The organism is Streptomyces sp. NPDC091287 (assembly GCF_044768525.1).
Taxonomy (GTDB): Bacteria; Actinomycetota; Actinomycetes; order Streptomycetales; family Streptomycetaceae; genus Streptomyces.
In genome coordinates this window covers 130,849-157,402 of record NZ_JBIVUV010000008.1, presented here as the reverse complement: position 1 = coordinate 157,402, position 26,554 = coordinate 130,849, and the positions used below count along the sequence as shown (strand labels likewise).

Here is a 26,554-nt window from a genome sequence, read left to right as displayed (position 1 = left end):
CCCGCCGCTACCCCCACTCCGCCACCACCTCCCCGTCCTCCTCCATCCCCGTCGGGCGGAAGCCGAGCGAGGCGTACAGGTGCGCGGCGGCCTGGTTCTCCGGGGCGTAGGAGAGGCGCACCGCCGTGCCGTCCTCGCGGGTGGAGAGCCAGGACGCCAGGGTCCGTACGGCGGCCCGGCCGATGCCCGCGCCCTGGTGGGCGGCGTCGATCAGCATGCCGCCGATCCAGTGCGAACCGTCCTCGTCCCGGGCCCACATGATGTGCCCGGCCACCTCGTCGCCCGCGCAGACGGCGAGCGAGGTCCAGGTGTTCTCGCGGCTGCTCAGTAGCAGGTAGCGGGCGGCCAGGGCCGGGACCCAGTCGCGCTGGTCGTCGTGGGGCGCGCTGTCGGCGACCGCCCGCCAGTTTTCCGCGTCCACCTCGCGCAGAGTGACGGGGCGGCCGGTCCTGTCCGTGTGTCCGTGGTCGATCATCCGCGCAGGGTAGGCCCCCGGGCGGTGCCCGACCACGGATTTACGGCTGCGCCCTTACGGCTGTGTCATCGCCTGCCGGAAGCCCGTGTTCACCGCGAGGATCCCGCCGTCCACGCGCAGCGTCGTCCCGGTGATCCAGGCCGCGTCGTCGGAGGCGAGGAAGGCGACGGCGGACGCGATGTCCTCGGGAGTGCCGACGCGGCCCAGCGGGTAGAGGGCGGCGGCCCGGTCCAGTTCGGCGTCGCGGCCCGCCCAGGCGTCGGTGCGGATCGTGCCGGGGGCGACCAGGTTGACGCGTACGCCGCGCGGTCCGGCGTGGCCCGCCAGCGTACGGGTGAGGCTGGTCAGGCCCGCCTTGGCGGCGCTGTACGCGTGGCCGCCGAAGTCCTGTTCGCCGTTGACCGAGCCGATGGTGACGATCGCGCCCCGGCCCGAGGCGACCAGGTGCGGCAGCGCGGCGCGGGCGCAGCGGAACGGGCCGGAGAGGGTGATGTCCAGGTCGCGTTCCCAGACCTCGTCCGTCTCGTCCTCGAAGAGCGGGGTGTCCAGGCCCGCCGCGTAAGCGTTGTTGACCAGGACGTCGAGCCGGCCGAAGGCGGCGACGGCGTGGGCGACGGCCGCCTCGACCGCCGCCCGGTCGGCCACGTCGCAGACGAGGGACTCGGCGGTGCCGCCCGCCTCGCGTATCGCCGCCGCCGTGTGGGCGGCGCGCTTCGCGTCGAGGTCGGTGACGAGGACGGAGGCCCCTTCCGCCGCCAGGCGGCGGGCCGTTGCCGCGCCGATGCCCTGGCCTGCGGCGGTGATCAGGACGCTGTATCCGGCGAACCGGGCTGGGGTCTGCGCGGGTGCTGGTGTCATAGCGCCGACCGTACTGCCCTGACCAGGGCCTGGGCACGGGGGTCTGCGGTGACTCCCTTCTGGAGTCCGTTGGTGACATAGCCCAGCGCGATGCCGGACTCGGGGTCCGCGAAGCCCAGCGAGCCGCCCCGGCCCGGGTGGCCGAACGATCCGGGGCCCAGCAGCGGCGCCGCCGGGCCGTGCAGCATGTAGCCCAGGCCGAAGCGGGTGTTGACGACCAGCACCCGGTCCGGGCCCGCCGACTCCTCCGTACGGGCCAGGGTGAGCGTGGCGGGGGCGAACAGGCGGCGGTGGCCGTCGACGGGGCCGATCATCGCGGCGTAGCAGCGGGCCAGGCCCCGGGCCGTCGCGATGCCGCCCGATGCGGGGAGTTCGGCCGCGCGGTAGGCGGGATCGTTCTCGTCGGGGAACGGGTCAATCGCGCCGAACGCCCTGCGGGTGAGGGAGTCCGGGTCCCGGTAGGCCTCGACGACGGAGCGTTTGGGGCGTACGCGCAGGGCGCCCGACGCCGTGGCCGCCGCCGGGGGCTCCACCGGGCCGATGCGGCCGATGCGGTGGGCCTCGTCGGCCGGGAGCCCGAACCAGAAGTCGAGGCCGAGCGGGCGGGCGATCTCCTCGGCGATCCAGCGGCCGATGGTGCGGCCGGTGGCGCGGCGGACCAGTTCGCCGATCAGCCAACTGTAGGTCTGGGCGTGGTAGCCGTGGTCGGTGCCGGGCACCCACTGCGGGCGCTGGGCGGCGACGGCGGCGGGCCCGGAGACCCCGTCGGCGGCCTCGGCGGGGGTGAGGGCGGTGTCCAGGGCGGGTACCCCGGCTCGGTGGGCGAGGAGGTCGCGGACGAGGACGCGTTCCTTGCCGTTCGCCTTGAACTCCGGCCAGTAGGTGGAGACCGGGGCGTCCAGGTCGACCTGCCCGCGCTGGTGGAGGAGGAGGGGGACGGCGGCGGCGATGCCCTTGCCCGCCGAGCGGACGATCTGGACGGTGTCGACGGCCCACGGTTCGGTGCCGTCGACGTCGCGCGTACCGGCCCACAGGTCGACGACCTTGCGCCCGTGGCGGTAGACGGCGACGGCCGCGCCGCGCTCCCCGCGCTGCTCGAAGTTACGGACGAACGCCTCCGCGACCGGTTCGAAACCGGGCGCGACCGTGCCCCGTACGTCCACCGTGAAGGCTTGGGCCACGACTTCGGTGACGGCTTCGGCGACGGTCACGTCGGCTCCCGTGTGTGGTTCGGTTCCCCTGTCCGATCCCGATCCCGTGCGTGGTTCAGCCCCCGTGCCCGGCTCCGCTCCCGTGCCCGGCTCCGCCCCCGTGCCTGATCCCGATCCCGATCCCGATTCCAATTCCGCTTCCGCGCCCGCCGTCGTGCTCACTCCCGCGCTCCCGCTCATCCCCCCATGGTGCACGTTCCGGCAGGGTGTTCGGGGGGCGGGTCGCCGTGACCACCGTGCTGTCACGACCTGTTTACGCCGACGGAACGCTGACGGAGCGCGGGTCGAAGCCGAACGGCAGCTCCAGCCGGTGGGAGCGCATCAGCTTCTCGTCGCACAGGAGGTCCCGCGTACGGTCGTCGGCGGCGATGACGCCCTCGCTGAGGATGACGGCGCGCGGGCAGAGCTCCAGGGCGTACGGCAGATCGTGCGTGACCATCAGCACGGTGACGTCCAAGGAGCGCAGGATATCGGCCAGTTCGCGGCGGGAGGCCGGGTCCAGGTTGGAGGAGGGTTCGTCCAGGACGAGGATCTCCGGCTCCATCGCGAGGACGGTGGCCACGGCGACCCGTCGGCGCTGCCCGAACGAGAGGTGGTGCGGCGGCCGGGCGGCGTACTCCTCCATGCCGACCTGCTTCAGCGCGCGCACCACCCGCTCCTCCAGCTCCGGGCCGCGCAGTCCGGCCGATGCGGGGCCGAACGCGACGTCCTCGCGGACGGTGGGCATGAACAGCTGGTCGTCGGGGTCCTGGAAGACGATGCCGACCCGGCGGCGGATCTCGGCCAGATTCCGCTTGGCGACCGGGAGTCCGGCGACGCGCACCGTGCCCGAGCCGGCGTCCAGGATGCCGTTGAGGTGCAGGACGAGCGTGGTCTTGCCCGCTCCGTTGGGGCCGAGGAGCGCGACGCGTTCGCCGCGCCCGACGGTCAGGTCCACCCCGAAGAGGGCCTGGTGGCCGTCGGGGTAGGCGTAGGCCAGGCCGCTGACTTCCAGCGACGGGGCGTCATCCATGGAGGAGGTCACAGGTTCCATCCCAGCAGACAGACGGCGAGGGCGAGTACGGGGAGTGCCGCCGCGTACGCCCACTGGGCGCGGGTGGCGGTCACCTCGTCGATGACCGGCATGGTGCCGGTGTAACCACGGCTGACCATGGCGAGGTGAACGCGTTCGCCGCGTTCGTAGGAGCGGATGAACAGGGCGCCCGCCGAGGCCGCGAGCACCCGCCACTGCCGTACGCCGCGCGCCTCGAAGCCCCGGGAGCGGCGGGCGATCGACATGCGCCGCATCTCGTCGGTGACGACGTCCCCGTACCGGATCATGAACGAGGCGATCTGCACGAGCAGCGGCGGCAGCTTGAGGCGCTGGAGGCCGAGCAGCACGGCGCGCAGTTCGGTGGTGGAGGCCAGGAGCACCGAGGCGGCGACACCGAGGGTGGCCTTGGCCAGGACGTTCCACGCGCCCCAGAGGCCGGGGACGCTGACGGAGACGCCGAGCACACTCGTCTGCTCGCCCGGCACCACGAACGGCATGAGCAGGGCGAACGCGACGAACGGCACCTCGACGACGAGCCGCTTCAGCAGGAAGCCGGCAGGCACGCGGGCCACGGCGGCGGCCGCGGCCAGCAGCGCCGCGTACAGCCCGAAGGCCCACATCGCCTCGCGCGGGGTGGAGACGACCACGAGGACGAAGCAGAAGACGGCGGCGAGTTTGCAGTGCGGGGGCAGGGCGTGGACCGGCGAGTGTGCGTGCCGGTAGAGCTTGTGGGCGTGGCCCGCGCCCATGTCAGACGTGTCCGTGATCGCGGTCGGGGCCGGGGTCCCGGTGGGAATCGTGGTCGGAGGCGTGGCCGTGGGGGGCGGTGCCGTGGTCGTCCTCGCGGCGGCGGCGGGCCGCCCAGAACACTCCGGTACCGACGACGACGGTGGCGCTGACGCCGATCACTCCGGCGAGACCGCCGGAGAGGCGGGCGTTCGCGATGTCCCCGACGCCGTAGTCGGCGAGCGGGGAGTCGGCCGCGCCGTGCTCCTCGGCCTTCTCGTCGATGCCCTGGTCGGCGGCGACCTTCTCCAGGCCGTCCGGGTCGGCCGACGCGTAGAAGGAGACGACCCCGGCGAGCAGGAACGCGGAGACCAGTCCGGTGATCCAGAACCCACGGGTGGAGCGGGCCGGGGCCGCCGGTTCGGGATCGCGGGTGGCTGCGGGGGCGTCGACCAACTCGCCGTCGATGCGGAGCTTGAGGGGGGCGGCCGGGCCGCTGACACCGTGGACGAGGTCGGGGCGCACGGCCAGGACCGCGCCCACGGTCAGCGCGGTGATGACCGCCTCGCCGATGCCGATAAGGGTGTGCACGCCGACCATGGCCGTGAAGACCTTGCCGATCGGGATGTCGGTGGTGCCACCGATCCAGTAGAGCAGCGTGAAGGCGGCGGCCGCGGCCGGTACGGAGACCAGGGCGGCGACGAACGCGGCGGCGGTGGCCGATCTGCGGGTGCGCGGGAGCACCCCGGTCAGCAGCCGGAAGAGACCGTACGCGACGAGTACGGTGACCACGCCCATGACGGTGATGTTGACGCCGAGGGCGGTGAGGCCGCCGTCGGCGAAGAAGATGCCCTGCATCAGCAGGACCACCGATACGCAGAGCACCCCCGTGTAGGGACCGACCAGGATCGCGGCCAACGCCCCGCCCATGAGGTGCCCGCTGGTGCCGGCCGCGACGGGGAAGTTCAGCATCTGCACGGCGAAGATGAAGGCGGCGACCAGCCCGGCGAGCGGGGCGGTGCGCTCGTCCAGCTCACGGCGCGCGCCGCGCAGGCTGATGGCCACCGCGCCGGCTGCGATCCCCCCGGCGGCCACGGAGACAGGTGCATCGATGAAACCATCGGGTACATGCATGGGAGGCTCCGCTTTCTGCGGGGTCCGCACGGTCTCCACGCCCGTGCGGACGAGGTCCTGCGGGCGGGGTCATGAACCCATCAATAGTAGTGCCGTCCTGCGAACTGTACGCAAGAGCGGAAACACAGCAAGTGGAGCGGATCTCGCCGCGCCGCTGCCGCGAAATATGGGACATTAGAGGGCAGAGCTATACATATAGGAGGAGCCGGTCCATGTCCCCTGTGATCGAAGTACATGCGCGTGCCCGGCTCATCACCGATGGCCCCCTGACCCGCCCGGTCCCCGTCAATCTGCGCTACGACCCGGCCGACGAGCGGCGTACCGTCCACATAGGACTGCCCGACGGCACCGACTGGGCGTTCGGCCGCGACCTCCTGGAGCGCGGCCTGCGGACCCCGATCGAGCGCGGCGACGTCCGCGTCTGGCCGTGCGGCCGTACGCAGCTGATCGTGGAGCTGCACTCGACGGACGGGGTCGAGGTGTTCCAGTTCGAGATCCGGACGCTGATCCGCTTCCTCGCCCGCACCCGCGCGCAGACCCCCGCCACCCCACCGGACGCCGGCCGGGAATCCCAGCCGCAGCCGCCGTCCCGCACCACCCGCCCGGAGCGGGGCGCGCAGACGGAACAAGGCACGCAGCCCGAGCGGGGCGCGCAGCCCGCCCGCGGCTGAAGCACCACCGGAAGGGCCGCCAGGACGAGCGCCAGGACGAGCGCGACGGCAAGCACCGGGAGGGCGGCTCAGCCGCGCCCTGAACCCTGCCCGGCAGGGCCGCCCGAAGTCGCGCCCGGCGCCGCAGTCGAAGACCCGTCCGGCGCCACGACCGATGCCGGTGCCGGTGCCGGTGCCGGTGCCGGTGCCGGTGCCGGTGCCGGTGCCGGTGCCGGTGCCGGTGCCGGTGCCGGTGCCGTATGGAGAATGTCGCGGGCCTGCTCGGCGGCGCGCGCTATGCCCTCGGAGACGAAGTCGAGGAAGCGGGCGACGTTCTCCAGGCGGATGGCGGCCGGAGTGCCGGGGCCGAGGACGCCCACACCCTCCCGCGCGGAGTCGACCAGCTGGGCGGTGGCCCGGGCGCTGACCATCATCGACTGGTACCAGATGTCGTCGTCGACGATGTAGCGCTCGCGCCGGCGCTCGTCGCGTTCCCGGCGGACCATGCCCTGGCTGTCGAGGAACGCGATCGCCTTGGAGATGGACGCCGGGCTGACCTGGAGGCGCTGGGCGAGTTCAGGTGCGGTGAGGCTGCCCGAGTCGGTGAGGGTGAGGCAGGCCAGCACCCGGGACATCATCAAAGGCATGCCCGAACCCATGATGACGGTGGTGAACTGCTCCTCGTACTCCCGCACGGCCTCGGCGTCGCGCCCGTAGGGCTGCGCCGACACCTGCGGCTCCCGGGGGGCGGCCTGCTTCCGCCGGTGCGCACGGTGTTCGGTGGCGCGGTGAGCCAGATCGGCGCGATAGGCGGCAGGGCCGCCGTTGCGCATCACCTCACGTGTGATGGTCGAGGTCGGACGGTCCAGGCGCCTGGCGATCTCCGCATAGGCGAGGCCGTCGGCCAGCCCCAGCGCGATCTGCTGACGTTCCTGCTGAGTGAGCCTGCCTCCCGGCATCGCGGTTCTCCTTCGTGGTCCAGGGAGCCCCCACTATAGCGTTCACCCCCAACCCGTTGCAACGCATTGCTAGCTGACGTTGCGTTAAGCGCGAAGAGCAGTGCAACGAAATAGTTGCCTTGACCTGCGAATACAAGGATTGCTTGCAACGAACCCGTTGAGCGATCCGTAAATGCAACGTAGCTTTTCCCTCATCGGAAACGACGAGCGCAAGGAGAGCACGATGCAGAAGTTCGACACCACCGCCCCGGTCACCGCCGTCCTCGACATCCCCGCCGGACGCGTCCAGTTCATCGCCGCCGACCGGGCCGACGCCACCGTCGAGGTCCGGCCCGCCGACGCCTCCAGGAGCCGGGACGTGAAGGCCGCCGACGGGATCGAGGTCACCTACGGCGACGGCGTCCTGCGCATCGCGGTCCCGGCGGCCGGGAACCGGATCCTCGGCGACTCGGGTTCCGTCGAGGTGACCGTCCAACTGCCCGCCGGGTCCCACGTCGAGGCGCGCTCGGGCGCCGCCGAACTCCGCGGCGTCGGACGCCTCGGCGATGTCGCCTTCGACGGCGCGTACCGCCGGATCAAGATCGACGAGGCGGCGAGCCTCCGCCTCAGCGCGATCGAGGGCGACGTCGAGGTCGGCCGGCTGGGCGGCCCCGCGGAGATCAGCACCACACGGGGCGACATCCGGATCGCCGAAGCAACGCGCGGCGCGGTCGTGCTCCGCACCCGGTCCGGCGACATCTCGGTCACGGCCGCCGCCGGCGTCTCGGCCGCCCTGGACGCCGGCACGGACCACGGCCGCGTCAGCAACGCCCTCAAGAACAACGGCACCGCCGAGCTCGACATCCGCGCCACCACCACCCACGGCGACATCACCGCCCGCAGCCTCTGACCGCCGGCCGGCACCCCGAACACACCCCGCGAACACACCCCCGAACACACCATCCGAACGCCTCCGAACGCACCCCGCGAACACACTCTTCGAGGAGCAACGACCATGACCCATCCGGCCATCGCAGCGAACGGGCTGCGGAAGTCGTACGGCGACAAGGCCGTCCTGGACGGCATCGACCTGACCGTCCCCGCCGGCACGGTCTTCGCCCTGCTCGGCCCCAACGGCGCCGGCAAGACCACCGCGGTCAAGATTCTCTCCACCCTCATCTCCCCCGGCGCCGGCTCCGGCGAGATCCGCGTAGGCGGGCACGACCTCGCCACCGACGCCCAGCCGATCCGCGCCGCGATCGGGGTCACCGGCCAGTTCTCCGCCGTCGACGGGCTGATCACCGGCGAGGAGAACATGCTGCTCATGGCGGACCTGCACCACCTGCCCAAGCGCGAGGGACGACGCGTCGCCGCCGAACTCCTGGAGCGCTTCGACCTGGTGGAGGCCGCGAAGAAGCCCGCGTCCACCTACTCCGGCGGTATGAAGCGGCGTCTGGACATCGCGATGACGCTGGTCGGCTCCCCGCGGATCATCTTCCTCGACGAACCGACCACCGGCCTCGACCCGCGATCCCGCCACACCATGTGGGGCATCATCCGCGGCCTGGTCGCCGACGGCGTCACCGTCTTCCTCACCACCCAGTACCTGGAAGAGGCCGACGAACTCGCCGACCGCATCGCCGTTCTGAACAACGGGAAGATCGCCGCCGAGGGCAGTGCCGAGCAGCTCAAGCGCATCGTCCCCGGCGGCCACGTCAAGCTCCGCTTCACCGACCCGGACGCCTACCGGAGCGCCGCCTCCGCGCTGACCGAGGCCGCCCCCGACGACGAGTCCCTGTCGCTCTCCATCCCCAGCGACGGCACTCAGCGCGAACTGCGCTCCATCCTCGACCACTTGGACGCCGCCGGCATCGAAGCCGACGAACTCACCGTCCACACCCCCGACCTCGACGACGTGTTCTTCGCCCTCACCGCCTCCACCACCGTGCCCGCACAGGCCGACCAGCCGAAGGAGAACCTCCGATGAGCACCCTCGCCCTCGCCGTCCGCGACACCAACACCATGCTGCGCCGCAACCTCCTGCACGCCCGGCGCTACCCGTCCCTCACCCTGAACCTGCTCCTCACGCCTGTCATGCTCCTGCTGCTTTTCGTCTATATCTTCGGCGACGTGATGAGCGCGGGCATCGGCGGCGGGGACCGCTCCGACTACATCGCCTACATCGTTCCGGGCATCCTGATGATGACCATCGGCTCCACCGTGATCGGGGCCGCGGTGTCCGTCTCCACCGACATGTCCGAGGGCATCATCGCCCGCTTCCGCACCATGGCGATCCACCGCAGCTCCGTGATCACCGGGCACGTCGTCGGCAGCGTGCTGCAGATCCTCGCCAGCCTGGTCCTGGTCGGAGCCGTGGCCGTGGCCATCGGCTTCCGCTCCGTCGACGCCACCGCCCTGGAGTGGCTGGCCGCCTTCGGACTGGTCACGCTCTTCGCCCTGGCGCTCACCTGGATCGCGGTCGGGATGGGCATGGCCAGCCCGAACGCGGAGGCCGCCGCCAACAGCGCACAGCCGCTGATCCTCCTCCCGCTCATCTCCAGCGCCTTCATCCCGGCCGACACCATGCCCGGCTGGTTCCAGCCGATCGCCGAGTACCAGCCCTTCACCCCCGTCATCGAGACCCTGCGCGGCCTGCTCCTCGGCACCGAGATCGGCCACAACGGCTGGCTGGCCGCCGGCTGGAGCGTCGGCCTCGTGGTGCTCGGCTACCTGTGGTCCAAGTCGCTGTTCCTCCGCGACCCGGCGGCGCGCTGACCGCGTGCGGCGCCCCGCCCGCGCCTCGCCCGTCCTCGACAAGAGGAACGTCGCAAGAGGAAAGCCCCCGTGCAGTTCACACGGGGGCTTTCGCTGTGCCCCGGTCCCCGTCCCCACAGGTAACCGGCGCTTCCGGGGCCACGCTCCGCTCAGACGCGGCCCCGGAGCTGGGAGGGCACCGCCGGGACGGACGGGTCAGACGCGGGCGAGCTCGCGCTCACCCTCGCCGCCGTCCCCGGGCCCCTGCTCGGAGCCGGGATCGTCGGTCAGCTGCTTCTGCAGCTTCTCGCCCTCCACGTCCACGTTGGGCAGCGCCCGGTCCAGCCAGCGCGGCAGCCACCAGGCCCGCTTCCCGAGCAGGGCCAGGACGGCGGGCACGATCGCCATCCGCACCACGAAGGCGTCGAAGAAGACGGCGATGGCGAGCGAGAAGCCGATCATCTTGATCATCTGCTCGCTGGAGCCGATGAAGCCGGAGAAGACCGCCATCATGATCACCGCCGCGGCCGTGACCACCCGTGCGCCGTGCTTGAAGCCGGTCACGATGGCCTGGCCCGGGCTCTCGCCGTGGACGTACGCCTCACGCATCCGCGTGACGAGGAAGACCTCGTAGTCCATCGCGAGGCCGAAGACCACACCGACCATGAAGATCGGCATCATGCTCATGATCGGACCGGTCTGCTCGACACCGAAGAGCGAGCCGAGCCAGCCCCACTGGAAGACCGCGACGACCGCGCCGAGGGCCGCGACCACCGAGAGCAGGAAGCCCAGGGCCGCCTTCAGCGGGACGAGGATCGAGCGGAAGACCAGCATCAGCAGCAGGAACGCGAGGCCGACGACGAGCGCCAGGTAGGGCAGCAGCGCGTCGTTCATCTTCTGCGAGAAGTCGATGTTCATCGCGGTGGCGCCGGTGACCAGCACCTCCGCGCCGGTGTCGGACCTGACGTCCTGACCCGCGTCACGGATGTCGTGGACGACCTCCTCCGTGGCGTGGGAGGACGGCCGGTCCTTGGGGATGACCGTGATCGTCGCGGTGTCGCCGGCCTTGTTGAAGGCGGGCGGAATGACGGCGCTGACGCCGATCGACTCGATCTCCTCGGCGACCCGCGAGGCGGCGGCCTTGCCGTCCGAGCTGTTCTTCGTGTCGACGACGACCAGCAGCGGACCGTTGAACCCGGGACCGAAGCCGTCCGAGAGCATGTCGTACGCCTGACGCTGCGTGGTCGACTTCGGCTGGGCGCCGTCGTCGGGCAGACCCATTTCCAGCGAGGCGGCGGGTACGGCGATGATGCCGAGGCCGAGCACGCCGACGAGCATCACCCAGACCGGCTTGCGCAGCACGAACCGCGCCCAACGGGTGCCCATGTTCGGCTTGGCCTCGGGCCTCTTCTCCACCTCGGCGGCCTTGCGCGCCTTGCGGCCCATGATCCGCTTGCCCGCGAAGCCGAGGGCGGCCGGGACGAGGGTGAGGGCGATGAGGACGGCGATGGCCACCGTGCCGGCGGCGGCGAAGCCCATCTTCGTCAGCATCGGGATGTTGACGACGGCCAGGCCCACCAGGGCGATCACCACGGTCAGGCCCGCGAAGACGACCGCGGATCCCGCCGTTCCCACGGCCCGCCCGGCGGCTTCCTCGTGCTCCCGGCCCTCCGCCAGTTCGGCGCGGTAGCGGGAGACGATGAACAGGGCGTAGTCGATGCCGACGGCGAGCCCGATCATCATGGCGAGGATCGAGGTGGTGGAGCCCAGGTCCAGCACATTGGCCAGCGCGGTGATCGTGGAGACCCCGATACCGACCCCGACGAGCGCGGTCACCAGCGGAAGTCCGGCGGCGACCAGCGAGCCGAAGGTGATGACCAGGACGATGGCGGCGATGACGACACCGATGATCTCGGCGGTCCCGGTGTGCGGCATGACCTGGAGGGCGTCACCGCCGATCTCCACCTTCATTCCGCTCTTCTGCGCGTCCTTGCCCGCGTCCTCCAGGGATTCCCGGGTCGCGTCGGTCAGCTCCATGGAGTTGACCTTGTAGGAGACCGAGATGTACGCCGTCGAACCGTTCTGGCTCACGGCCTGCTGCTCGAACGGGTCGGCGACCGAGGCGATCTGCTTCGAGCCGGACTCCAGCTCCTTGACGATGCCGGTGATCTCGCTCTTGTTGGCGGGATCGGTCACCTTCTCGCCGCCGGGCGCCTTGAAGACGACCCGGGCGGTGGCACCGTCGGCGCTGGTGCCGGGGTTGCGCTGATCCAGAAGGTCGAAGGCGCGCTGCGCCTCCGTACCAGGAATGGAGAAGGAGCTGGAGGTTGCGGCGGGCGCGGTGGCCGCACCGATTCCGGCGACCGCCAGCAACGCCACCCAGATCAGGGCGACGAAGCGGCGGCGGCGGAAGGTGAGCCGTCCGAGCTTGTAGAGGAAAGTGGCCACGGGGGCGTACTCCCGGTCAGGTCGTATGAGTGGAATTGGGCGTGAGGAACCAGCCCGACGACGAGAGCGGCGTGTCAGGTGGAGCGTCGGGGAGAGGGCCGTACGGGTGGGACGGGGACGTCAGACACCGAGGGCGGGGAGAACCACGGAATCCACGTAGTCGATGAGGAACTCCTGGTCGACAGGACGGTCCTCGATCAGTTGCCGGGCGGCCAGCGCGCCGACCAGCATGTGCGGGATGTACTTCAGCGCCGGATTGTCCGGTCGCAGTTCACCCCGGTCCATCGCCCGTTGCAGCATCTGGTCGAAGCCGGTCATCTCCGGCTCGATCAGCAGCTCGCGCAGGGCCTGGAGCAGCTCGGGGTACTCATGGACGGCATGGCTCAGACCCCGCATCAGCGCGGCGTCCTTCTCCATCTGGCAGTCGTCGGTCCGGCTCAGCGCGGTATGGAAGTCCCCGCGCAGCGAGCCGGTGTCGATGTCCGCGAGGTTCCCCGGCTTGTTGTGCCGCAGCGCCTTCGCGACCAGCTCGGGCTTGGAGCCCCACTGGCGGTAGAGGGTGGCCTTGCTCGACCGGGTGCGGGCGGCGACGGCGTCCATGGTCAGGGCGTCGTAACCGACCTCGCGGAGCAGGTCGAGGACGGCCTCGTACAGCTCGCCCTCACGCTCGGGGGTCAGCCTGGTGCGTGCCATGTGCCGACCTCCTTCGCGTGCGCCCTGCCTGCCGGTGTCCGGCTCGGCAGTCCCGTTCACCATCGAACGAAACTGTTTCGTACACCTGAACCGTACCCGCACGACCCAGCGAAACGAAATCGTTTCGCTTGTGTTCTGCACCACAAGTTGCCCCGGGCCCCGCGCACCGAAAACATTGGGGGGTGAGTGACGACGTCGCGTATCTCCGTTTCCCGCACCTTCACCAGGACTTGCTGTGCTTCGCGGCCGAGGACGACCTCTGGGTCGCCCCCCTCGCCGCCGCCGGGCACCGCCCCGGACGGGCCTGGCGGGTGACCGTCGACCGGACCCGGGTCAGCCATCCACGCTTCTCGCCCGACGGCTCCTCCATCGCCTACACGACCTGGCGCACCCTGGACCCCGAGATCCACCTCGCCCCGGTGGACGGCGGCCCGGCCCGCCGGCTCACCCACTGGGGCTCGACCGACGCCCGGGTCTGCGGCTGGAGCCCCGATCCGGGCGAGGCCTGCCAGATCCTCGCCGTGTCCTCGCACAACCAGCCGTTCTCGTACTTCTCCTGGGCCTACAGCGTCCCCACCGACGGCGGCCCCGGCGGCAGGCTCCCCTGGGGCCCGGTCTCCGACATCGCGGTCGCCGACATCGACGGCGAGCGCCGCACCCTGCTGCTCACCGGCACGCCCCCGCACGAACCGGCCGCCTGGAAGCGCTACCGGGGCGGGGCCATGGGCCGCCTGTGGCTGCATGGCGAACGCCTGCTCCCGGACATCGACGGCCACCTCGCCAACCCGATGTTCGTCGGCCGCCGCATCGCTTTCCTCTCCGACCACGAGGGCGTCGGCAACCTCTACTCCTGCCTGATGGACGGCACCGACCTGCGCCGGCACACCGACCACGACGCCTTCTACGCCCGCAACGCCTCCAGCGACGGCCACCGGGTGATCTACCAGTGCGCGGGCGAGCTGTGGCTGGTCGAGGACCTGGAGTCGCCCGACGCCACCCCGCGCAAGCTGGAGGTGCGCCTCGGCGGCCCGCGCACCGGCCGGCGCGTCCACCAGGTGCCCGCCGCCAGCAACGTCGACTCGCTCTCCGTCGACGAGACGGGCCGGGCCAGCGCCGTCACCGTACGTGGCAGCCTCTACTGGCTCACCCACCGCGACGGCCCCGCCCGCACCATCGCCGACACCCCCGGCGTCCGGGTGCGGCTGCCGGAGATGCTCGGCAGCGGCGGTCAGGTCGCGTACGTCACCGACGCGGACGGCCCCGACGCCGTCGAGATCGCCTACCTGCCACGCGCCAGCGGCGACCGCCCCCCGCGCAGGCTGGCCTCCGGGCTGCTGGGCCGGGTCCAGGAGATGATCTCCGACCCGGAGGGGGAACGCCTCGCCATCGCGTCGAACGACGGCCGCCTGCTGCTCCTGGACACGGGGGAAGGGGAGGCGGAGCTTCTGGAACCGCAGCCGGAGCCCCGGGAGACCGTGGAGGAGGAGAAAGCCCCCAGCGGCTCGACCCGCGCCGACCTCCACGCCGCCACCGGCGCGGCGACCCCGGACAGCGCCGCGCCGGTCGACGAGCACCCCGGCCTCACCGAGCTGATCCGCTCGGTCAACGGGCCCGTGCGCGACCTCGCCTTCTCCCCCGACGGCGACTGGCTGACCTGGTCGCACCCGGGCATCGGCCGCTCGCTGCGGCAGATCAAGCTGGCCCGGATCTCCGGCCCCGGCGCCCCGGTGATCGTCGACGTCACCAACGGCCGCTTCGAGGACGAGAACCCGGTCTTCACGGACGACGGCCGCTACCTCGCCTTCCTCTCCTGGCGTGGCTTCGACCCGGTGTACGACGTCCACACCGGCGACCTGTCCTTCCCGCTCGGCTGCCGCCCGTACCTGGTCCCGCTCTCCTCGGCGACCCCGTCCCCCTTCGCCCTCTCACCCGACGGCCGTCCGGCGGCGGGCGGCCTGGACCCGGTGGACGTGCCGGAAGGCGGTACGTCGGAGGGGTCCACGGTCATGGTCGAGTTCGAGGGGCTGGAGAGCCGGGTGACGCCGTTCCCGGTCTCCGCCTCCAAGTACTCGGCGCTGGCCCCGGTGAGCGGCGGCGGGCTGGTCTGGCTGCGCTGGCCGATCTCGGGGGCGCTGGGCGAGACGTTCGCCAACCCGGCCGACATGTCGGGGCGGCCGACCCTGGAGCACTTCACCATCACGAAGGCCCGCAGGACCGAACTGGTCGACCACCTCGACTGGTTCGCGGTCAGCGGCGACGCGTCCCGCCTGGTCGTGATGGACGACGGCGAACTCCGCGCCGTACCGGCCACCGAGCCCGGCGACACCGACTCCACGGTCTATCTGGACCTGCGCCGCATCCTGCACGAGGTCGACCCGGGGGCGGAGTGGCGGCAGGCGTACGGCGAGGCGGGGAGGATCATCCGCTCCTACTTCTGGGAGCCGGACATGTGCGGCATCGACTGGGACGGGGTGCTGGACCAGTACCGCCCCCTGGTCGAACGGGTAGCGTCGCCCGACGAGTTCGCGGACCTGCTGCGCGAGGTGCTGGGCGAGCTGGGCACCTCGCACGCGTACGTCTCCCCCGCCCGCCGCAACGAGGGCCCGCCGCACTACCAGCGCGCGATCGGCCTCCTCGGCGCCAACCTGGTCTGCCGGGACGGCGCCTGGACCGTCCAGCGCATCCTGCCCGGCGACTCCTCGGACTCCAAGGCCCGTTCGCCGCTGGCGGGTACGGGGATCAGGGAGGGCGCGGTCCTCACCCATGTCGACGGCCGCCCGGTGGACCCGGTCGCCGGCCCGTACCCCCTGCTGACGGCGGCGGGCGGCACGACGGTGGAGCTGACCTTCTCCCCGGCGGGCGGCGGCCCGTCCCGCCGGGTGGCGATCATGCCCCTGGTCGACGAACGCCCGCTGCGCTACCAGGACTGGGTGGCCAAACGCCGTGACGTCGTACGGGAGTTGAGCGGCGGCAAGTGCGGTTACCTGCACATCCCGGACATGGGCGGCTCGGGCTGGGCCCAGTTCAACCGCGACCTGCGTCTGGAAGTCTCCCGCCCCGCCCTGATCGTGGACGTACGGGGCAACGCGGGCGGCCACATCAGCGAGCTGGTCGTGGAGAAGCTCACCCGCAAGATCCTCGGCTGGGACCTGACCCGCAACGCCCGGGCGGTGAGCTACGCCTCCAACGCGCCGCGCGGTCCGGTGGTCGCCCTGGCCGACGAGGCGACCTCCTCCGACGGCGACATGATCACCGCCGCGTTCCGGCTGCTGAAACTGGGCCCGGTGGTGGGCCAGCGCACCTGGGGTGGCGTGGTCGGGATGACCGGCCGCCACCGGCTGGGCGACGGCACGGTGATCACGGTCCCGATGAACGCGGCCTGGTTCGACACGTACGGCTGGTCGGTGGAGAACCACGGCGTGGAACCGGACGTGGAGGCCCTGCGCACTCCGCTGGACTGGGCGGAGGGCCGGTACGCCGTCCTCGACGACGCGGTCCGCCTGGCCCTGGAACTACTGGCCGCGCACCCGGCGGCGACCCCGCCCTCGTACGAAACGGCCCCGAACCTGCGGCGACCACCGCTGCCGCCACGACAGTAACCCCCGGCCCACCCCGGGGCTCCGCCCCGGACCCCGCTCCTCAATCGCCGGAGGGGCTTGAAGTGACCGCCCACGCCCCTCCCTCACGGGGAGACCGACCACCCCACCACCTCAAGCCCACCCAACCACCCCAGCCTGCCCGGCCACTCCAGCCTGCCCGGCGATTGAGGGCATCCCTTCCAGCCCGTCCGCCACCCCAGCCCGCCCGGCGCTTGAGGGCACCTTTCCCAGGCCGCCCGGCCACCCCAGCCCGCCCGGCGATTGAGGGCATCCTTTCCAGCCCCTCCGGCCACCCCAGCCCGCCCGGCGATTGAGGGCACCTTTCCCAGCCCGTCCGGCCACCCCCAGCCCGCCCGGCGATTGAGGGCATCTTTCCCAGCCCGTCCGGCCACCCCAGCCCGCCCGGCGATTGAGGGCATCTTTCCCAGCCCGTCCGGCGATTGAGGACATCTTTCAAACCCGCGCCCGGGAGCGGCGACCGCACAAGAAGGAGGCGCACCCGGTCACCCGGATGCGCCTCCTGGAGCGACGCGCACGCACGCGCGAACCGCAGCACGCACGCGTCACACCTCAATGACCGTCAACGGTCAAAACGCTCGCGCGCCTGGTCCTTCGCGTCCCGGGCACGGTCCTTCATGCCCGAGGAGGAGTCCGGCTCCTGGTCACGGCCCTGGGAGGCCCGGTCCTGGGCCTCGTCCTTGCCCTGACCGGCCTTCTGCTTGGCCTGGTCGGCGAGCTCCTGCGCCTTGTCCTTGAACTGGTCCGAAATGCCCATGCTGTTCACTCCTGTGGGATGCGTGGCGTACGTGGGGGACGGCCCCCTGCGGGGCCTCGCCCAGCGTTGCACGACCCGACATCCCACGCATTTCGTACCGCTACGTACGGTCAGCACGCTCCGCACGCGCGTCCTGGTCCGCCGCTCCCCCGGCCCCCACGAGCCCCTTCGACACGGTGTGCAGCCGCGGCTCGAACCGCCGCATCTCGCGCTGCCCGCCGATCGCGATGACCGACGGCAGATAACCGCGGACCGACTGCATCCCGCGCAGCCACCACTGGGCGTACACATGCGGGGAGCGCCGCGCGATCCCGTCCACGATCCGGTCGACGGCAGGGCCGAGCGGGTACGTGCGGTTCATCGGCCACGGCAGCCGCTGGCGCAGCTCGCGCATCACGTCGTCCTGGTCCGCCCCGCGCACCATGTCGGTGTCGGTCCAGGAGAGGTAGCCGACGCCGACCTTGACGCCCTTGTAGCCGACCTCGGCACGCAGGCTGTGCGCGAAGGCCTCGACGCCCGACTTGGACGCGCAGTACGCGGTCATCATCGGGGCCGGGGTGATCGCGGCCAGCGACGCTATCTGGAGAAAGTAGCCGCGGCTCTCCATCAGCACCGGCAGGAAGGCCCGCCCGGTGACCGCGCCGCCGATGAGGTTCACCTCGATGACCCGCCGCCAGGCGTCCGGGTCGGAGTCGGCGAACGGGCCGCCCGAGGCGACGCCCGCGTTGGCGACGACGACGTCGACCTTGCCGAAGCGCTCCTTCACCTCGCGCGCCACCTGGGCCATCGCCTCGTGGTCGGTGACATCGGCGAACCAGTGGTCGCTCTCGCCGTGCAGCCGCTCGGAGACCTTCTTCAGCTCGTCCCGCTCCAGGCCGACGAGCGCCAGCGTCGCCCCGCGCGCCGACAGCTTGCGGGCCAGCAACTCGCCCACGCCCCGGGCCGCGCCGGTGACGACGACGACCTGACCCTCCAGATTCCGCTTGCCGCTCATGCGACATCCTCCTTCTCCGCAGTGGCGGCTTTCCGCTCGGCGGCCGTCCCCGTGGCGACGTACCGGGTGACCAGCTCCCTGATCTTCGCCGTGACGGCCTCCGGGGCCTCCACCGGCGTCATGTGCCCCATGCCCGCCAGCTCGGTCAGCCCGAGCCCGACCGGCAGCGCGGCCGCGATGGCCCGCGCGTGGACCGGCGGGGTCAGCCGGTCGTCCGTGCCGGCGATCACCGCGGTCGGCACCCGCAGCTCGCGCACGCCCGCCGCGAGGTCCAGCTCGCCGAGCACATGGCCCCACTCCACTCTCGCGCGGCGCGGGCAGGCGTGCACGATGCGGGCGCAGGCGTCGACCCGGTCCGGAGCCGAACCGGCTCCCATCGTGGCGTACTTGAGGACCTTCCTGGAGACCGGGTTGACCGGCCCGAGCGGCGCTTTCGCGCCCAGTACGGCGGTGGTGAGCCGGGTCCGCAGCGCACCCGCGCGCAGCGGCAGGACGCGGGCCTCGGCGGCCAGCCCCGTACTGCCGGTGGAACAGAGCAGCACGGCGGCGGCGTGCTCACGGAGTCCGGGGCGCGCGGCGGCGGCCATCACCGTCATCCCGCCCATGGAGTGCCCGGCGAGCACCGCCTTGCGGCCCGGGGCGAGCGTCGCGGCGAGAACCGCTTCGAGGTCGTCGGCCAGCGCGTTCGTGCTGTAGCCGCCGGGCCCCGGTGCGGGGGTGAGCCCGTGGCCACGCTGGTCGTAGGCGATGACCCGGTGGTCAGCGGCCAGGTCGCGTATCTGGGCGTCCCAGAAGCGGGTGTTGCAGGTCCAGCCGTGAGCCAGGACGACCGCCGGGGCGTCCTCGGGGCCGTGCAGTTCGACGTGGATCCGGGAGCCGTCGGCGGAGCGCGCGGTCATCTCGGCCGCGGGCACCGGCGGTACGGTGTCGCGGTGCAGGAGGCGGCTCATCGCGTGGCCTCCTCGGCGACGGAACCGGCGCCGGAGCCGGAAGCCGTGTCGGAAGCCGTGTCGGAGGCGACGGTCACGGTCTCCCGATCGGCGCGCCCGGGCTGCTCCGGTACGCGTCCGCTCCCGGCGGCCCGGCCCGTCCCGCCCGCCGCACCGGCCCGGACGACGTCGTACTCCGCGAGGTCCACCGAACGCGTCTGCCGCCGGAACTCACCCGTGGTGCCGGGCCAGACGGTGGTGTTGCGGCCCGCCTCGTCCAGGTACCAGCTGGTGCAGCCGCCGGTGTTCCACACGGTGCGCTTCATCCGCTGCTGGACCCGGTCGTTCCACGCGGTGACGGCGGCGGAACGGGCGCCGAGCGCGGCGCGTCCGCCCAGCACGTTCAACTGCCGCAGGTAGTCGGCCATGTAGTTCAGCTGGGACTCGATCATCAGGATCATGGAGGAGTTGCCGAGCCCGGTGTTGGGGCCGATGATCGTCATCCAGTTGGGGAACCCGGCGGCGGTCGCGCCGCGCAGCGAGTTCATCCCGTCCTTCCAGGACTCGGCGAGCGTGATGCCGTCCTCGCCGACGACCCGCTCCGCGATCGGCATGTCGGTCACATGGAAGCCGGTGCCGAAGATGATCGCGTCGACCTCCGCCTCGCTCCCGTCGGCGGCGACCACCGTGTTGCCGCGTATCTCGCTGAGCCCGGAGGCGACGACGTCCACATTGGGCTGGGCGAGGGCCGGGTAGTAGGTGCTGGAGAGCAGGATCCGCTTGCAGCCGATGCGGTAGTCCGGGGTCAGCTTCGCCCGCAGGGCCGGGTCCTTGATGGCCCGCGCCATGTTGGACTTGGCTATCTTCTCCACCAGGCCCAGCTGATCGGGGTGCTTGGTGAAGGCACTGACCTGCAACTCCCTTATGCCCCACAGCAGTCCGCGGCGCGCCGTGCCGGTGACCGGAACGGCCCGGTGCAGTGCCCGCTCGGCCTTGCTTATCGTGCGGTCCATGCGCGGCATGACCCAGGGCGGGGTGCGCTGGAAGAGCGTGAGCTTCGCGGTCCTCGGCTGTATCGCCGGGACGATCTGGATCGCGGACGCGCCCGTACCGACCATCGCGACGCGCTTGCCGGCCAGGTCGTAGTCGTGGTCCCAGCGCGCGGAGTGGAAGACCTTGCCGGTGAAGGAGTCGAGCCCGGGTATGTCGGGCGTCTTGGGGTCGGAGAGCGGCCCGGTGGCGGAGACGACGACATCCGCGTGGAGCACGGCCCCGTCGGCGGACTCGATCACCCAGTACAGATTCTCCTTGTCCCAGGTCATCAGCTTCACCTCGTGGTTCAGCCTGATGTGGGGGCGGAGCCCGAAGGTGTCGGCGACGCGCTCCAGATAGGCCCGGATGTGCTCCTGCCCGGAGAAGGTGCGCGGCCAGTCGGGGTTGGGGGCGAACGAGAAGGAATAGAGGTGGGACGGTACGTCGCAGGCGCAGCCGGGATAGCTGTTGTCGCGCCAGGTGCCGCCCACCGAGTCGGCCCGCTCCAGGACGACGAAATCGGTGATGCCTTCGCGGCGCAGCCGTACGGCGGCCCCCAGGCCCCCGAATCCGGTTCCGATCACCGCCACACGTACGTGCTCCTGCTGGGCCATGCTGCCGCCTCCCGCGGTACGTCACACGACTCTGCCAGCAATCACTGGCATTGTTCGGAGAGTAGAGCAGGACCGTACTGATGGGTAGGGGGCGGACCGAGGAAAGTTACCGGCGGTACAACATAGGGTGCCCCTGTGGCCGAAGGACGCGAACACCGCGAATACCGCATGGAGGAGCTGGCCAAGGAGGCCGGCATCACCGTGCGGACCCTGCGCTTCTACCGGGAGCGCGGGCTGATCCCGCCACCTCGCCGCGAGGGCCGCATCGCCTGGTACGACGACCACCACCTGGCCCGGCTGCGGACCATCGCCGGCCTGCTGGAGCGCGGCCACACCCTCAACGGCATCGCCGACCTGGCGGCCACCTTCGAGAGCGGCCGCGATGTCGCCGAGGTGCTGGGCCTGGGCGAACCGACCGAGGAGACCCCGGTCCGCCTCACCCCGGAGCAGCTCGCGGACTACTTCGAGGGCGAGGTCACGCCCGAGAACCTCGCCACCGCACTGGATTTGGGCTATCTGGCCACGGACGGGGACGAGATCGTGCACATCAGCCGCCGCCTCCTGGAGGTGTCGGCCGAGCTCGTACGGGAAGGGGTGCCGCTGTCCACGGTGCTCTCCTCGGGCCGCCGCGTCCGCGAGCACGCGGACGCGCTCGCCGAGATCTTCGTACGCGTACTGCATGCCCACACCAAGGAGACCGAACCGGCCCAACTCCGGCCGCTGGCCCGCGCGGTGGTGGACGCCGAGCTGTCCATGGCCCTCGACCGGAGACTGCGCCGCGAGGACGGCACACAGCCTCCGAAGTCCGACTGACGCACCCCTCCCCCGGGGCGCCGACCGGATTCTCCGGGGTGCGGGCCGGGTCCTCCGGGCGCGGCCCGGGTTCTCCGGGGTGCAAGCCGGGTCATCCGGGGTGCGAGCCGGGACTACCGCTCGTAGACGACCGTCACCGGCGCGTGGTCGCTCCAGCGCTCGCCGTGCGTGGCCGCCCGCTCCACCCAGGCCTTCACCGCGCGCCCGGCCAGCCCCGGGGTCGCCATCTGGTAGTCGATGCGCCAGCCGCTGTCGTTGTCGAAGGCCCGTCCCCGGTACGACCACCAGCTGTACGGCCCCTCGACCTCCGGGTGCAGCGTCCGCACGACGTCCACGTACGCCGCCTCCTCCAGGACCCGGGTCAGCCAGGCGCGCTCCTCGGGCAGAAAGCCGGAGCTCTTGCGGTTGGCCTTCCAGTTCTTCAGGTCCGCCTCCTGGTGGGCGATGTTCCAGTCGCCGCAGACCACGACCTCGCGGCCGTCCGCCGCGGCCCGCGCCTTCAGCCCCTGGAGGTAGGGCAGGAACGCGGCCATGAAGCGCTCCTTCTCGTCCTGGCGCTCGGTGCCGACCTCGCCGGAGGGCAGATACAGGCTCGCGACGGTGACACCCGGGAGGTCGATCTCCACATACCGGCCGCTCGCGTCGAACTCCTCCGCCCCCGGGACCCCGAAGCCGCCGAAGCCGGTCTGGACCCGCTCGGGGGCCTGCCGCGAGTAGAGCGAGACGCCGGCGCGGCCCTTGGCGGCGGCGGGCGCGTGGACGGTGTGCCACCCTTCGGGGGTGCCGACACCTTCGGGCAGCTGGGCGAGCTCGGCCCGCACTTCCTGGAGGCAGACCACATCGGCGTCGGTCCCCGCCAGCCACTCGACGAAGCCCTTCTTGGCGGCGGCGCGGAGCCCATTAACATTCACGGAGGTCACTGTGAGCATCCCGGAACAGTACCCACTCCACCCCTACGCATAGATGTACGATATTCAGCATGATTATTCAGACCCGGCTTTTTGACCACCCCGACGCCGTCAAACTCAACGACCAGGTCCAGCTCGAATACGAGGAGCGCTACGGCGATGGGGGCGATCTCACACCGCTCGACCCCTCGATGTTCCTTCCACCGCGCGGCCTGTACCTGCTCGCCTACGACGAGCTGGACCGCCCGGTGGCGACCGGCGGCTGGCGGACCCAGGACCGCAACGCCGAGGGCTACTGGGACGGCGACGCCGAGATCAAGCGGATGTTCGTGATACCCGAAGGGCGCGGCAGGGGCCTGGCCCGGCGGATGCTGGCCGCCCTGGAGGAGGACGCGCGCGCCGCCGGCCGGATGCGGATGGTCCTGGAGACCGGCGACCAGCAGCCCGAGGCCATCGCGCTGTACGCGTCGAGCGGCTACACGGTGTGCGAGAAGTTCGGCCACTACCGGGAGTACGAGAGCAGCATCTGCATGGCCAAGCCGCTCCAGCAGCCCGGAGCCTGATCCGGCTCCCCGGGCGCCGGGGAGCCGGCCCGTCCGGCGGGGCGGTCGCTCAGGCGCCCCCGCCGAGCGCCAGGACCACGTACTCGTCCTCCCCGTGCCGCTCCGTGCCGGTCGCCGTGAACCCGCACTTCTCCAGCAGGCGTATCGAGCCGGTGTTCCCGGAGACGGGGTCCGCGTACAACGGGCGTGCCGTCTCCCGCTCCAGGAACGCGGTCAACGCCCTGGTGCCGATGCCCCGTCCCCAGTACTGACGGCCGAACCAATAGCCGATGTAGCGCCGCTCGCCGTCCCACCAGGCCACGATGTTCCCCGCCGTCCCGCCGTCCACGACGACCGTCTGCACGAGGTTGGCCGGGTCCCCCAGCACCTTCGACGTCCAGTGCGCCATGAACGCCTCCCGCTCCCGGGGGGTGAAGCGCGACCTCCGGACCGCCTCCGGGTCGTGCTCGTACGCGAGAAAGACCTCCAGGTCCGCTGGTTCCACATCCCTGAGCCGCACGCTGTTCTCCATGCCGACCGAGTCTGGCACCCGCCACTGACAATCGGCCGGGGGCCGCTCAGCGCGGGGTGGCCAACACCTGGGTCCAGTAGGGGCCGCGCGGGGAGTCGGCGATGCCCACGCCCACGTGGACGAAGTCGCAGTTGAAGATGTCGTCGTCGCGGCCCGGGCTGTCGCGCCACTCCTCGACGACCGCGGCCGGATCGCTCATGCCGGTCGCGATGGTCTCCCCGACGGCGGACCAGTCGTAGCCCGTGGCGTCGACCCGGTCGCCCGCGCCCCGGCCCGAGGAGTCCGTGTGGTCGAAGTAGTTGTGCGCGGCCATGTCCGCGGAGTGCCGCTGGGCCACCTCGGTCAGCCGGGGGTCGGTCTCCAGCTCCGGGCAGCCGTTCGCGGCTCGCAGGGTGTTGACCCGGGTGACCACGCCTGCTTCCGGGCGGGGGCGCGGCTCGGGGCGCGCGGGCGGGGCGGAGGGCGACGGGGCGACGGTGGGCGGCCGGGAGGCGGCGGTGCGGCTGGGCGTCGGCGAGGGCGAGGCCGTGGAGGGTGCCGGAAGCGGCTCGGCGGCGGCGGCCGCGGGCGGCGGGGGTGGGGGCGAGGGACTGTATGTGACGCCCCCGCCCCGTGATGCGGGCGGGGCGGGGGCGGAGGGCCAGATCAGTACGGCGAGGGCGGTCACGGCGGCCGCGCCGGCTATGAGCCCCGCCGCCTTCCCGGCCGCGAACGCGGCGGAGGTGGAGGGGGCGGAGGCGAGCGGTGCGGAGGCGGCGGAGGCGGCCGGGGCGGTTGCGGACGCGGCGGCCGGGGCCGCCGATGAGGCGAAGGCCACCGCCGCCTGCTGCCCGCTGTCGTAGAGCGGCACCACCAGGGCGAGCCCGGAGAGCAGGCCCTCCGGCGGAACCAGCCCCGCACTGCCGTCGGAGCACGAGGCGCAGCCGCGTACATGGCGGGCGATCCGCTTGCGCCACAGCGGCGTCGGCGTACCGTCCCAGTCGCCCAGCAGGTCCTCCAGGGCCGGGCAGCGGGGGTCGGAGGCCAGGGCCCGGACGACCGCGCGGCCGACGTCGAGCTGGTTCTTCACCCGCTGGACGCGTACGGCGGCGTGCTGCGGGGAGAGCCCGAGCGCCTCGGCGAGTTCGGGCCGGGTGAGGTCGCCGGTCGTCTCCAGCCACCACAGGGACAGCACGTCGCGCTCGGATCCGTCCAGCCAGCGGGTGGCCTCGGCCGTCTCGCGCCGCTGGCCGGAGAGTTCGAGGCGCAGGATCGTCAGGTCGACGAAGTCGGCGGCGGGGTCGGCCGGCTCATCGGTCGCCTCCAGCGGGGCCGGGCGGTGGCCGAGACCGGACCAGCGGGTGCGGACCTGGTTCATGGCGATGGCGACGAGCCAGGACCGGAAGCGGGCCGGATCGCGCAGCGAGGGCAGTCCGGACAGCGCCCGGAGCATGGTCTCCTGCACCACGTCGTCCACGTCCGGATGGCCGTTGAGCGCGCGCCCGACGACGTTGTAGACCAGCGGGAGGTACTGGGCGGCCAGCCGTTCCCCGGCGGCCCGGTCGCCGTTCCTCGCCGCGATGACCAGAGCGGTGCTGTCCACGCCGTTCACGCCCTTCGTTCGGTTCGCCACCGGGATGTGGGACAGGTCACCCCTGAGGGTTTTGTTATCCGTCCCCCGCCCGGTGGTCAACCAGTATGCGGGGGCCCGTAGGCCGTCCCGCCGAGAGAGTGCCGGGAACGGGAGGGACATGTCGAGCGATACGGACACCGACGTCACGCTGCCGGAGGTCACGGGCGGCGGAGCGAGCGGCTCCACCGGTCCGGACACCACCGAAGCGCGGGTCGCCGAAGCGCAGGTCACCGAGGCGCAGGTCACCGAGGCACACGCCACCGCGGCGCGGACGGGCGAGGCCATCACGACCTCGGCCCTGCACGCGGCGGCGACCGGCGCCGACACCTTCCCCGGGGCGCTGCGGGAGGCGCTGAACCGCCGCGGGCTGTCCCTGGAGCGGGTGAGCGAACGGCTCAGGGTGCGCGGCATCACCATCAGCCAGGCCACCCTCAGCAGCTGGCAGCGCGGCCGCAGCCAGCCCGAACGGGCCCGGTCCCTGCGCGCGGTGGAGGTGCTGGAGGAGATCCTGGAACTGCCCGCCGGAGCCCTCCGCTCGCTGCTCGGACCGCGCCGCCCGCGCGGTCGGATCACCCCGCCCGGCGCGGAGGGTGCGGCGCTCCAGATCCTCGGGGAGGACTCGGTGGTCGAGAAGGCGCTCGGTGCGCGCTTCCGCCACTTCAACCAGGAGACCAGCTCCCTGATGGTCCACGACATCGTGAGGATGGGAGAGAGCGGCACACTGAGCGCGATCTCCACCACGAACGTGCTGCGGGCCAGCCGGGCGGGGGCCGACCGGGCGATCTTCGTGCTCAGCTTCGACGACGAGGCGGCCGAGCCGGTCGACATCAGGGTCAGCTGCGGACGCCTCGCCGAGGCAACGTATCTGAAGGGGCTCAAATCCCTGGTGCTGGAGATCCACTTCGGCCGGGAGCTGGCCAAACTGGACACCACGGTGGTGAGTTACGCGGTCGAGGTGAGCCCGTCCGAGACGCCTGCCACCCACTACGAGCGCTGGTCGCGGACGAACCTCCACGAGTACCTCCAACAGGTCTTCTTCCACCCCGGCGCCCTGCCGTCGGACTGCCACCGCTACGTCCGGGAGAAGGTCGGCGCCCCGCCCCGCGCCCGGCGGCGCATCCCGCTGAGCGAATCGCACGACGTCCACGTCCTCACCTCCCGGTGCAAGCCCGGCGTCCACGGGGTGGCGTGGGACTACGGGACGGGAACAGATGGAACGGGAGACCGCCCAGGATGAGTGGACGGCCTCCCGCGTTCGGGGGGTGGCCTTGGCCGGTCTGAGTC

The 26,554-nt window shown here is 71.9% G+C and carries 24 protein-coding genes; 8 read left to right on the top strand and 16 right to left on the bottom strand.

Features of this window, described 5'->3' with window-relative positions; translation table 11 throughout:
• Positions 1-7: 7 nt before the first annotated feature.
• From ACIQRW_RS15675 to ACIQRW_RS15650, 6 genes are all read right to left on the bottom strand, one after another.
• Complete coding sequence (locus ACIQRW_RS15675; RefSeq protein WP_403759792.1) at positions 8-475, bottom strand: GNAT family N-acetyltransferase; 468 nt, start codon at positions 473-475, stop codon at positions 8-10.
• A 54-nt stretch (positions 476-529) separates the two neighbouring features.
• The gene (locus tag ACIQRW_RS15670) at positions 530-1,333 is read right to left on the bottom strand and encodes an SDR family NAD(P)-dependent oxidoreductase (protein ID WP_403759789.1); all 804 of its coding nucleotides are present in this window, start codon (positions 1,331-1,333) and stop codon (positions 530-532) included.
• A complete protein-coding gene (locus tag ACIQRW_RS15665) occupies positions 1,330-2,496 on the bottom strand; it encodes a serine hydrolase domain-containing protein (RefSeq protein WP_403760297.1) in 1,167 nt (388 codons plus the stop codon). The genes ACIQRW_RS15670 and ACIQRW_RS15665 overlap by 4 nt, the downstream gene beginning before the upstream one ends.
• Before the next feature lie 301 nt (positions 2,497-2,797).
• Positions 2,798-3,577 carry an energy-coupling factor ABC transporter ATP-binding protein gene (locus ACIQRW_RS15660; protein ID WP_403759787.1) on the bottom strand — a complete coding sequence of 260 codons (780 nt, stop codon included), beginning with the start codon at positions 3,575-3,577 and terminating at the stop codon, positions 2,798-2,800.
• A complete protein-coding gene (cbiQ, locus tag ACIQRW_RS15655; RefSeq protein ID WP_403759784.1) occupies positions 3,565-4,326 on the bottom strand; it encodes a cobalt ECF transporter T component CbiQ in 762 nt (253 codons plus the stop codon). The genes ACIQRW_RS15660 and cbiQ overlap by 13 nt, the downstream gene beginning before the upstream one ends.
• Before the next feature lies 1 nt (position 4,327).
• Positions 4,328-5,437: an energy-coupling factor ABC transporter permease gene (locus ACIQRW_RS15650; RefSeq protein ID WP_403759781.1), complete on the bottom strand. Its 1,110-nt coding sequence runs from the start codon at positions 5,435-5,437 to the stop codon at positions 4,328-4,330.
• Positions 5,438-5,649: 212 nt separating this feature from the next.
• Between ACIQRW_RS15650 and ACIQRW_RS15645 the strand changes: the two genes are divergently transcribed.
• Complete coding sequence (locus ACIQRW_RS15645) at positions 5,650-6,108, top strand: SsgA family sporulation/cell division regulator (protein WP_403759779.1); 459 nt, start codon at positions 5,650-5,652, stop codon at positions 6,106-6,108.
• A 68-nt stretch (positions 6,109-6,176) separates the two neighbouring features.
• Here the strand turns inward: ACIQRW_RS15645 and ACIQRW_RS15640 are convergent, their stop codons facing one another.
• Positions 6,177-7,046, bottom strand: a complete 870-nt coding sequence (locus tag ACIQRW_RS15640) for a helix-turn-helix domain-containing protein (RefSeq protein ID WP_403759776.1) — start codon at positions 7,044-7,046, stop codon at positions 6,177-6,179.
• Between the two features lie 223 nt (positions 7,047-7,269).
• On the opposite strand from ACIQRW_RS15640, the gene ACIQRW_RS15635 reads away from it, so the two are divergent.
• The 3 genes from ACIQRW_RS15635 to ACIQRW_RS15625 all read left to right on the top strand — a co-directional run bounded on the left by ACIQRW_RS15635 (position 7,270) and on the right by ACIQRW_RS15625 (position 9,800).
• Positions 7,270-7,935, top strand: a complete 666-nt coding sequence (locus tag ACIQRW_RS15635; protein WP_403759773.1) for a DUF4097 family beta strand repeat-containing protein — start codon at positions 7,270-7,272, stop codon at positions 7,933-7,935.
• A gap of 105 nt (positions 7,936-8,040) precedes the next feature.
• Complete coding sequence (locus ACIQRW_RS15630) at positions 8,041-9,012, top strand: ATP-binding cassette domain-containing protein (RefSeq protein WP_403759771.1); 972 nt, start codon at positions 8,041-8,043, stop codon at positions 9,010-9,012.
• The gene (locus tag ACIQRW_RS15625) at positions 9,009-9,800 is read left to right on the top strand and encodes an ABC transporter permease (RefSeq protein WP_403759768.1); all 792 of its coding nucleotides are present in this window, start codon (positions 9,009-9,011) and stop codon (positions 9,798-9,800) included. The genes ACIQRW_RS15630 and ACIQRW_RS15625 overlap by 4 nt, the downstream gene beginning before the upstream one ends.
• A gap of 195 nt (positions 9,801-9,995) precedes the next feature.
• Here ACIQRW_RS15625 and ACIQRW_RS15620 read toward each other — a convergent pair whose 3' ends face one another.
• Together ACIQRW_RS15620 and ACIQRW_RS15615 are read right to left on the bottom strand one after the other, a co-directional pair.
• A complete protein-coding gene (locus ACIQRW_RS15620; RefSeq protein WP_403759765.1) occupies positions 9,996-12,227 on the bottom strand; it encodes an MMPL family transporter in 2,232 nt (743 codons plus the stop codon).
• Between the two features lie 120 nt (positions 12,228-12,347).
• Entirely contained in the window at positions 12,348-12,920 is a 573-nt protein-coding gene (locus ACIQRW_RS15615) for a TetR/AcrR family transcriptional regulator (protein WP_215106662.1), read from the bottom strand.
• Between the two features lie 182 nt (positions 12,921-13,102).
• Here ACIQRW_RS15615 and ACIQRW_RS15610 point away from each other — a divergent pair, with 182 nt between their 5' ends.
• Complete coding sequence (locus ACIQRW_RS15610) at positions 13,103-16,519, top strand: S41 family peptidase (protein WP_403759762.1); 3,417 nt, start codon at positions 13,103-13,105, stop codon at positions 16,517-16,519.
• A 580-nt stretch (positions 16,520-17,099) separates the two neighbouring features.
• On the opposite strand, the gene ACIQRW_RS15605 is transcribed toward ACIQRW_RS15610, so the two are convergent.
• The 4 genes from ACIQRW_RS15605 to ACIQRW_RS15590 all read right to left on the bottom strand — a co-directional run bounded on the left by ACIQRW_RS15605 (position 17,100) and on the right by ACIQRW_RS15590 (position 20,863).
• Positions 17,100-17,294 (bottom strand): hypothetical protein, encoded by a 195-nt coding sequence (locus ACIQRW_RS15605; RefSeq protein ID WP_403759759.1) that lies wholly within the window; start codon positions 17,292-17,294, stop codon positions 17,100-17,102.
• 100 nt (positions 17,295-17,394) lie between these two features.
• Positions 17,395-18,288 (bottom strand): SDR family oxidoreductase, encoded by an 894-nt coding sequence (locus ACIQRW_RS15600; RefSeq protein ID WP_403759756.1) that lies wholly within the window; start codon positions 18,286-18,288, stop codon positions 17,395-17,397.
• The gene (locus tag ACIQRW_RS15595; protein WP_403759753.1) at positions 18,285-19,238 is read right to left on the bottom strand and encodes an alpha/beta fold hydrolase; all 954 of its coding nucleotides are present in this window, start codon (positions 19,236-19,238) and stop codon (positions 18,285-18,287) included. Before ACIQRW_RS15595 ends, ACIQRW_RS15600 begins: the two co-directional genes overlap by 4 nt.
• Positions 19,235-20,863 carry a flavin-containing monooxygenase gene (locus ACIQRW_RS15590; RefSeq protein WP_403759750.1) on the bottom strand — a complete coding sequence of 543 codons (1,629 nt, stop codon included), beginning with the start codon at positions 20,861-20,863 and terminating at the stop codon, positions 19,235-19,237. Before ACIQRW_RS15590 ends, ACIQRW_RS15595 begins: the two co-directional genes overlap by 4 nt.
• Positions 20,864-21,031: 168 nt before the next feature.
• Between ACIQRW_RS15590 and ACIQRW_RS15585 the strand changes: the two genes are divergently transcribed.
• Positions 21,032-21,676, top strand: a complete 645-nt coding sequence (locus tag ACIQRW_RS15585; RefSeq protein WP_050359026.1) for a MerR family transcriptional regulator — start codon at positions 21,032-21,034, stop codon at positions 21,674-21,676.
• A gap of 113 nt (positions 21,677-21,789) precedes the next feature.
• Here the strand turns inward: ACIQRW_RS15585 and ACIQRW_RS15580 are convergent, their stop codons facing one another.
• Positions 21,790-22,605 carry an exodeoxyribonuclease III gene (locus tag ACIQRW_RS15580; RefSeq protein WP_403759747.1) on the bottom strand — a complete coding sequence of 272 codons (816 nt, stop codon included), beginning with the start codon at positions 22,603-22,605 and terminating at the stop codon, positions 21,790-21,792.
• A 50-nt stretch (positions 22,606-22,655) separates the two neighbouring features.
• Between ACIQRW_RS15580 and ACIQRW_RS15575 the strand changes: the two genes are divergently transcribed.
• Entirely contained in the window at positions 22,656-23,147 is a 492-nt protein-coding gene (locus ACIQRW_RS15575; protein ID WP_403759744.1) for a GNAT family N-acetyltransferase, read from the top strand.
• A gap of 49 nt (positions 23,148-23,196) precedes the next feature.
• On the opposite strand, the gene ACIQRW_RS15570 is transcribed toward ACIQRW_RS15575, so the two are convergent.
• Together ACIQRW_RS15570 and ACIQRW_RS15565 are read right to left on the bottom strand one after the other, a co-directional pair.
• Positions 23,197-23,658, bottom strand: coding sequence for a GNAT family N-acetyltransferase (locus ACIQRW_RS15570; RefSeq protein WP_403759741.1), 462 nt, complete (start codon positions 23,656-23,658; stop codon positions 23,197-23,199).
• Between the two features lie 46 nt (positions 23,659-23,704).
• Positions 23,705-25,249: a sigma-70 family RNA polymerase sigma factor gene (locus tag ACIQRW_RS15565; protein WP_403760294.1), complete on the bottom strand. Its 1,545-nt coding sequence runs from the start codon at positions 25,247-25,249 to the stop codon at positions 23,705-23,707.
• 139 nt (positions 25,250-25,388) lie between these two features.
• On the opposite strand from ACIQRW_RS15565, the gene ACIQRW_RS15560 reads away from it, so the two are divergent.
• Positions 25,389-26,507: a multiprotein-bridging factor 1 family protein gene (locus ACIQRW_RS15560; protein ID WP_403759738.1), complete on the top strand. Its 1,119-nt coding sequence runs from the start codon at positions 25,389-25,391 to the stop codon at positions 26,505-26,507.
• The last annotated feature ends 47 nt before the right edge of the window (positions 26,508-26,554 follow it).

Bases quoted from the DNA above. Each gene is read 5' to 3' on its own strand.
- ACIQRW_RS15675 (WP_403759792.1), bottom strand. From the start codon at position 475: ATGATCGACCACGGACACACGGACAGGACCGGCCGCCCCGTCACTCTG.
- ACIQRW_RS15670 (WP_403759789.1), bottom strand. From the start codon at position 1,333: ATGACACCAGCACCCGCGCAGACCCCAGCCCGGTTCGCCGGATACAGC.
- ACIQRW_RS15660 (WP_403759787.1), bottom strand. From the start codon at position 3,577: ATGGAACCTGTGACCTCCTCCATGGATGACGCCCCGTCGCTGGAAGTC.
- cbiQ (WP_403759784.1), bottom strand. From the start codon at position 4,326: ATGGGCGCGGGCCACGCCCACAAGCTCTACCGGCACGCACACTCGCCG.
- ACIQRW_RS15650 (WP_403759781.1), bottom strand. From the start codon at position 5,437: ATGCATGTACCCGATGGTTTCATCGATGCACCTGTCTCCGTGGCCGCC.
- ACIQRW_RS15645 (WP_403759779.1), top strand. From the start codon at position 5,650: ATGTCCCCTGTGATCGAAGTACATGCGCGTGCCCGGCTCATCACCGAT.
- ACIQRW_RS15640 (WP_403759776.1), bottom strand. From the start codon at position 7,046: ATGCCGGGAGGCAGGCTCACTCAGCAGGAACGTCAGCAGATCGCGCTG.
- ACIQRW_RS15635 (WP_403759773.1), top strand. From the start codon at position 7,270: ATGCAGAAGTTCGACACCACCGCCCCGGTCACCGCCGTCCTCGACATC.
- ACIQRW_RS15630 (WP_403759771.1), top strand. From the start codon at position 8,041: ATGACCCATCCGGCCATCGCAGCGAACGGGCTGCGGAAGTCGTACGGC.
- ACIQRW_RS15625 (WP_403759768.1), top strand. From the start codon at position 9,009: ATGAGCACCCTCGCCCTCGCCGTCCGCGACACCAACACCATGCTGCGC.
- ACIQRW_RS15615 (WP_215106662.1), bottom strand. From the start codon at position 12,920: ATGGCACGCACCAGGCTGACCCCCGAGCGTGAGGGCGAGCTGTACGAG.
- ACIQRW_RS15605 (WP_403759759.1), bottom strand. From the start codon at position 17,294: ATGGGCATTTCGGACCAGTTCAAGGACAAGGCGCAGGAGCTCGCCGAC.
- ACIQRW_RS15600 (WP_403759756.1), bottom strand. From the start codon at position 18,288: ATGAGCGGCAAGCGGAATCTGGAGGGTCAGGTCGTCGTCGTCACCGGC.
- ACIQRW_RS15595 (WP_403759753.1), bottom strand. From the start codon at position 19,238: ATGAGCCGCCTCCTGCACCGCGACACCGTACCGCCGGTGCCCGCGGCC.
- ACIQRW_RS15590 (WP_403759750.1), bottom strand. From the start codon at position 20,863: ATGGCCCAGCAGGAGCACGTACGTGTGGCGGTGATCGGAACCGGATTC.
- ACIQRW_RS15585 (WP_050359026.1), top strand. From the start codon at position 21,032: ATGGAGGAGCTGGCCAAGGAGGCCGGCATCACCGTGCGGACCCTGCGC.
- ACIQRW_RS15580 (WP_403759747.1), bottom strand. From the start codon at position 22,605: ATGCTCACAGTGACCTCCGTGAATGTTAATGGGCTCCGCGCCGCCGCC.
- ACIQRW_RS15575 (WP_403759744.1), top strand. From the start codon at position 22,656: ATGATTATTCAGACCCGGCTTTTTGACCACCCCGACGCCGTCAAACTC.
- ACIQRW_RS15570 (WP_403759741.1), bottom strand. From the start codon at position 23,658: ATGGAGAACAGCGTGCGGCTCAGGGATGTGGAACCAGCGGACCTGGAG.
- ACIQRW_RS15560 (WP_403759738.1), top strand. From the start codon at position 25,389: ATGTCGAGCGATACGGACACCGACGTCACGCTGCCGGAGGTCACGGGC.